Below are 6,401 nucleotides of genomic sequence, written 5' to 3'. Positions count from 1 at the left end.
AACCCGGCAGCGCGGCCGCAGCCGCAGCAGCGCCCGCGCCGGCGAGCAGCGCGCGCCGCGAGATCCTCACGCGAGATCGGCGCAGATCGCGTCTGCCGCCGCCGTCGGGCAGATCCGCTGCTGGCGCGCCACCACATGGTCATGGCCCCGCTTCGCCAGTTCCGCTCTGGCCGCGTCGTCGGCGCAGTACGTCCGGATCAGCTGCGCCAGCGCGCCGGCCTCATGCGGATCGAAGAAATCGGCGCCGTCGCCGCACGTCTCGCGGACGGCCGGAATGTCCGACGCCACCACCGGTGTGCCCGAAGCCATCGCCTCCAGCGGCGGCAACCCCGCGCCCTCGTACAGCGACGGCATCACCAACAGCTGCGCCGACGCGACCAGCGCCCGCAGCACCGCGAAGTCGAGCTGGCCCGTCACCACCACGCGGTCACCCATGCCTTCGGCGAGTCGGCGCACCCGGTCGTCGGCGGTGCGCAGCGACGCACCTCCGCCGGCGATCACCAACTTGTGGGGAATCGTGTCGGCCAGGCCGGAGAACGCCTCGACGACGAGCGGAAGGTTCTTGTGGCGCTTGGTGTTCCCGACGTACAGCAGGAACGGCCCGGCGACGGGCGACAGGCTCGGGTCCGCCGGCTCGAACCAGATCTCGTCCACCGGAATCGGGGTCACCAGGACCCGCGCGGACCGCTCGATGCTCTTCAGCGTCACCGCGGTCGCTTCCGACGGGGTGAAGATCCGGCGACACGACCGGGCGTCGGCCCGCAGCATCGCGCGGGCGTACAGCCGCCGCGCCCGGTTCTGTCCGCTGATGCTCTCCGGCAGCAGGTGAATGGTGTCGTGCACGGTGACATACGTCAGCATCCGGCGATTGGCGGGCAACAACCGTGACACCGGATACGGATAGTGCGGCAGCCACACCGCACGCGGCCGGACGGCGTCGAACGCGTGCCGCCACACCTGCTGCTCGCCGGCGGAGTACATCGCGGCCGACGGGGGAGTGGCCAGCACGACCTCGGTGCTCTCGCGAAGCTCCGGGACGGTGTCAGGGTCGGCGAGCACCGCCAACGAAATACGGTTCCTGGCCGCGGCCTCCTGCAGATGGGGAAGCTGGGTGCGGATGTAGGTGCCGATGCCGCTCTGACGCACATGCCGAGCGTCGAACAACAGGTCGACGGCACGGTTGCTCGACGTCCGCGCTCCGGCCACAGGCACCTTCCGATCGTCGGCAGTGCATCCAAGGCTACGTCGCCGGCACAGCGGCGGATTGACGCGCCCGTTCATTGGTGAAGTGCTTCGCGATTCGGTTACCGTTCGGTGTGTGACCACGCACGTACCAGGGTTCGACGATTCGCTCCACCGCGCGCTCGAAGAGTGCGCCCGGGACGCGGGCGAGGACGTAGGCACCTATGTCGCGCGCGCCGTGGGAGCGCAGATGATGGCCGACCTGATGCGCGCCGAGAAACCCTCCTCCAAGGACCTGCTGGTGCATATGTCCGAAGTCGGGGTGTTCGCCGCGGACGCGATGCCCGATGTGTCGGCGACGGTGAACGACCCCGCTCGGCTGCAGGCGCTGTACGCCACCGGGCTGCTGGATTCCCCTCCCGAGGAGAAGTACGACCGGATCACCCGCGCGGCCGCCGACGCATTGGACGCGCCGTTCGCGGCGATTTCTTTGATAGACGTCGATAGGCAATTTTTCAAGAGTTCCGTCGGTATGGACGCGATGGCCCCCGAGGAAAGGCAATCGCCACTCGAACAATCGGTCTGCCAGTACACCGTGGCAAATGGCTCACCGTTGGTTTTCGAGGACGCTCGAACCGACCCGATATACAAGAACCATCCGGCGGTCCAGGCCGGCGCCGTGATCGCCTACCTGGGGATTCCGCTGATTGATCACGACGGCAACGTGATCGGGACGCTGTGCGTTTTCGACAACAAACCGCGACTGTGGGGCACCGGCCACGTGCAGGTCATGACCGATCTCGCGCAGATCGTGACCGAGCGGATTTTCGGTTCCGAGTCAGGCTAAAAAGGCTGATCTTGAAATACCAGCAATGTCGGACGACATTGCTGTTTTCGCACGTCTGGCAAATTCGTTTCCCAGGCCATTGATTTGACGACGTCCGCGCCGCAGCGCACATAGAGTTGAGTCCCAGGGGATGCTTCCGGGGGACTGAACATATGCAGCTAGACCTGAAGACGGCGAACGGCAAGCCCGGTCGCGGGGCCGCTGTTCCGCGGCCGGACGCCGCCGCCGGGCCGCAGCGGCACGACCCCTCCGAGCTGCCTCGCTGGGTGCTGGCGATGCGCACCGATCCCTGGTTCTCGGTGCTGACGATCGTGATCGACATCCTGGCGGCCTCGAGCGCGGTTCTGCTGGGTCAGTGGATGATGTCGGGTGAGGTCGAAGAGCGCAACATCGCGTTGTACTCATGGATTTTCGTCCCGATCGTCCTCATCGTGCTGGCCACCCGCAAGCTGTACCGGCGAAATCTGAACAGGAGCTTCTTCGACGACTTCGAGCCGGTGCAGGTATCGGTCGCGGTGTCGATCCTGACCTCGATGGCGATCGTGCTGTTCCTGGTGCCTCGGCTGGATCGCGGCGAGGCCGCGGGCGACTATGTCCGCCCCAGCGAGCTGATGCTGAAGATCTGGCTGTTCGCGGCCGTCCTCGTACCGCTGCTGCGTTTGCTGCGGTTGATGATTCAGCGTCACTACCGGCGCAAGTACCACACCGCGGCGCCGGCGCTGATCATCGGTTCCGGTCCGATCGCCCACCAGCTCATCACGCGGATGCGGCAGGTGGCCGACTACGGCCTGAACCCCGTCGGCGTGCTCGACGATGTGCGGCCCGCGGACGCGGAGTTGCTCGATGTGCCGTACCTGGGCACCCCGGACAACATCGACATCGCCGCGCGGGCGACCCGCGCCGAGGAACTCATCGTCACCCCGACGTCGGTGCCCGACGAGCAGTTGACGCGGGCCGCCCGTCGGGCCCAGAACCTCGGGATTCAGGTCCGGGTGGTACCCCGACTGATGGACGCCGTCAGCGTCGGCACCTGGGTCGAGCACCTCGGCGGCATACCGCTGATGGTGCTCTGCCACACCGACCCCAAAGGCTGGCACTTCGCGTTCAAGCATGCGTCGGACCGGGTGCTCGCCGGGCTGGGACTGCTGGCCATCTCCCCGATCTTCCTGACGCTGGCCCTGCTGGTGAAGCTCAGCTCCCCGGGGCCGGTCTTCTTCCGCCAGCCACGCATCGGCCGCGACGGAAAGGTCTTCGACTGCCTGAAGTTCCGCAGCATGCGTCCTGAGGACCCCGCGAAGGCCGGTTTCCAACTGAAAGAAGGGGCGGCGCCCGGCGGCGTGGAAGGCGACGACCGGCGCACCCGGATCGGCAAGATCATGCGCAAGACGTCGCTGGACGAGTTGCCTCAACTGGTCAACGTGTTCCGCGGAGACATGAGCCTGGTCGGTCCGCGTCCCGAACGGCCGGAGTTCGTCGAGTTGTTCGACATGCACATCCGGCGCTACGGCGAGCGACACCGGGTGAAGGCCGGCATCACCGGCTGGGCCCAGGTGCACGGCCTTCGCGGGCAGACCTCGATCGCCGACCGCGCGGAGTTCGACAACTACTACATCGAGAACTGGTCGGTGAAACTGGATTTCAGAATCCTGCTGCTGACCGTTCTGGCGGTGCTGCGACCGACGGAAGACTGACATGCTCCATCAGCCGGGGCATGTGGGCCTGATCCCCGACGGCTTGCGGCGCTGGGCGGACGCGAACGGCGCCACCCTGGCCGAGGCCTACCTGCTCGGTGCGGAGAAAACCGTCGAAATTCTCCTGGCGCTGCAAGGCCACGGTGTACAGACCGTGTCGGTCTACAACCTGAGCCGTGCCAATCTGGCGCGCCGCGACGACGAACTGGACGCCGTGTACGCGGCGTCGGCGCACTTCTTCAGCGCACTTCTTCCGGCCCATTTCGATCCGGCCGCCTGCAGTGTGCGATTACATGGTGACCGGAGCCTACTGCCGGAGAAATACCTCACGGCCGCGCACGACTCGGAGATGTCCATGACCGGCGACGAATTCCGGATCAACATCCTGGCCGCCTACGACGCGGGCGACGAACTGCGTGCCGCACACGAGCGAGCCCAGCGAGAAGGCTGCGACATCACCAAGTCGTTCGACATCGGCGAGGTCGACATGATCATCCGAACCACCTCCGAGGCTCTGCTCAGCGGATTCCTGCCGCTGCAGAGCCAGTACGCCCAGCTGAACTTCCTGACGACGCCGCTCAACGACCTCGACGTCGATCGCATCGACGACCTCATCGCCGACTACCGCCGCTCACCGCAGCTTCGGGGCCGGTGACCATGGAGGCGACGAGGAACCCGTTGATCATCGGCGCAGGCCCCGCCGGGCTCACCGCCGCGCTGCGACTGGTCGACAACGGCGTGACGCCCCGCATCTACGAAGCCTCCGACGACGTCGGCGGCCTGGCGCGCACGCCGACCGACGGCGACTGGCGCGTCGACCCCGGCGGTCACCGGTTCTTCACCAGAAGCGAAGAGGTCCTGGACCTCTGGAAGTCACTGCTGCCTCCCGAGGAGTGGATCTCGGTGAAGCGGCGCTCCGCGATGCTCGTCAACGGCCATTTCGTGCGGTACCCGCTGATCGGCCGGGACCTGTTGTCGCAGATGGGTTACCGGCGCGGCATGCACGGCCTCAGCAGCATGTTGTGGTCGAGGTTCCGGCACGGGAGGCGCTTCGCAGACGGCTCGGCCAGCTTCCGCGACTGGGGCACAGGAGAATTCGGCCGCTACTGGTACAATCTGTTCTTCGATGGCTATGTCCGCAAGACGTGGCTGACCGACCCCGGCGACATCACCAGCGACTGGGCGAACCAGCGGATCCGGCCGATCGGCTGGCGCAGCCGAAGCGAGTGGGATTTCACCGACAACGACACCTTCCACTACCCCCGGCTGGGACCCGGCCAACTCTGGGAGGCTGCGGCCGCGAAACTGGCCGACGCCGGGGTGGTCCCTTCGCTGAACTCGCCGGTCGTCAACGCCCGGCTCGACGGGCCACGGTGGACCGTCACGCTGCGAAACGGCGAAACCGCGACCGGGGATGCGCTGTTCTCGAGCATGCCGCTGCGATTGCTGGTCGAGGCTCTGGATCCCGCGCCGCCGAAGCATATTCGGGCCATCGCCGGTGCACTCAAGCACCGTGGGCTGATCACGGTCGCCGTCGCGCTGCGCACCCGTGTCGAGATCCCGTTCAACTGGGTCTACACGCCCGCCAAGAACGTCCGGGTGGGCCGGATCCAGAACTACGGCCGCTGGTCGAGCGAACTCGCCCCGGACGACTGGGACGGCACCTATCTCGGGTTCGAGTACTTCATCGAACCCGACGGTGACCTGTACACGGCCAGCGACGAGCACCTGACGAGGATCGTCGAAAACGACCTCCGTGCGCTCGGGATCGACTCCGACGTCGAGCACGTCATGTTCGTCCGCTCGCAACACGCCTACCCCGTCTACGACCAGGCCCGCGACCGAGCCGTCGCCCGGGTTCGCGATCACCTGCGCAAGCACTACCCGTCGCTGCACCCGATGGGACGCAACGGCATGCACCACTACGACAACCAGGACCATGCGATGTTGAGCGCCATGCTCAGCGTCGACCGCTACTTCGGCGCCAACATCGACCCCTGGCAGGTCAACACCGAGCAGCGGTATCAGGAATCCGGTCTGCTCGGGAAGTGACCCCGCCGCTCAGGCGGGTGTCACGGACAGATCCACGTCCTGAACTGCCACCGCTGAGTACAGTTCTCCCGTGGGATATCCGGAGAACGTGCTGGCCAAAGACGAACATGTGGTCCTGCATCGCCACCCGCACTGGGGGCGGCTGACGATCCCGGCCCTGGTCCTGATCGTCCTGACCGCCATCGCCGCGTTCGTCGCCGGCTACGTCAACACCCTGAACTGGGAGTCGAACGCCAAGAACATCGTGTTCCTCGTCATCGGCGCGATCTGGCTGCTCCTCGTCGGATGGTTGACGGTGTGGCCGTTCCTGAACTGGCTGACCACGCACTTCGTCATCACCGACCGCCGCGTGATGTTCCGGCACGGCCTGGTCACCCGGTCGGGGATCGACATCCCGTTGGCCCGCATCAACAGCGTGGAGTTCCGGCACGGCCTGGTGGATCGCATGCTGCGCACCGGCACGCTGATCATCGAATCCGCGGCGCAGGATCCGCTCGAGTTCCAGGACATCCCGCGCGTGGAACGCGTGCACTCACTGCTGTATCACGAAGTCTTCGACACCCTGGGATCCGAGGAAGCGCCAAGCTGACGCCGTGCACCCGCGCCCCACGCCGCGTGATCTGATGCGT

The 6,401-nt window shown here is 66.4% G+C and carries 6 protein-coding genes; 5 read left to right on the top strand and 1 reads right to left on the bottom strand.

The genetic code is table 11. The annotated features are described in order from the left end of the window. Window positions 1-66: 66 nt before the first annotated feature. Window positions 67-1,212: a glycosyltransferase family 4 protein gene (locus H7I57_RS04875; RefSeq protein ID WP_264022208.1), complete on the bottom strand. Its 1,146-nt coding sequence runs from the start codon at window positions 1,210-1,212 to the stop codon at window positions 67-69. Window positions 1,213-1,318: 106 nt separating this feature from the next. Between H7I57_RS04875 and H7I57_RS04870 the strand changes: the two genes are divergently transcribed. From H7I57_RS04870 to H7I57_RS04850, 5 genes are all read left to right on the top strand, one after another. Beyond that, window positions 1,319-2,029: a GAF domain-containing protein gene (locus H7I57_RS04870; protein ID WP_264022207.1), complete on the top strand. Its 711-nt coding sequence runs from the start codon at window positions 1,319-1,321 to the stop codon at window positions 2,027-2,029. 152 nt (window positions 2,030-2,181) lie between these two features. Next, window positions 2,182-3,720 (top strand): sugar transferase, encoded by a 1,539-nt coding sequence (locus H7I57_RS04865; protein WP_308204312.1) that lies wholly within the window; start codon window positions 2,182-2,184, stop codon window positions 3,718-3,720. Window position 3,721: 1 nt separating this feature from the next. Beyond that, the gene (locus H7I57_RS04860) at window positions 3,722-4,375 is read left to right on the top strand and encodes an undecaprenyl diphosphate synthase family protein (protein WP_264022206.1); all 654 of its coding nucleotides are present in this window, start codon (window positions 3,722-3,724) and stop codon (window positions 4,373-4,375) included. A 2-nt stretch (window positions 4,376-4,377) separates the two neighbouring features. Next, entirely contained in the window at window positions 4,378-5,772 is a 1,395-nt protein-coding gene (locus tag H7I57_RS04855) for an NAD(P)/FAD-dependent oxidoreductase (protein WP_264022222.1), read from the top strand. Between the two features lie 70 nt (window positions 5,773-5,842). Further along, complete coding sequence (locus tag H7I57_RS04850; protein ID WP_264022205.1) at window positions 5,843-6,361, top strand: PH domain-containing protein; 519 nt, start codon at window positions 5,843-5,845, stop codon at window positions 6,359-6,361. Window positions 6,362-6,401: the final 40 nt, after the last annotated feature.

Source organism: Mycolicibacterium pyrenivorans (assembly GCF_025821625.1).
Taxonomy (GTDB): domain Bacteria; phylum Actinomycetota; class Actinomycetes; order Mycobacteriales; family Mycobacteriaceae; genus Mycobacterium; species Mycobacterium pyrenivorans.
The sequence above is the reverse complement of the archived record's forward strand: the minus strand, read 5'-3'. Positions and strand labels throughout refer to the sequence as shown.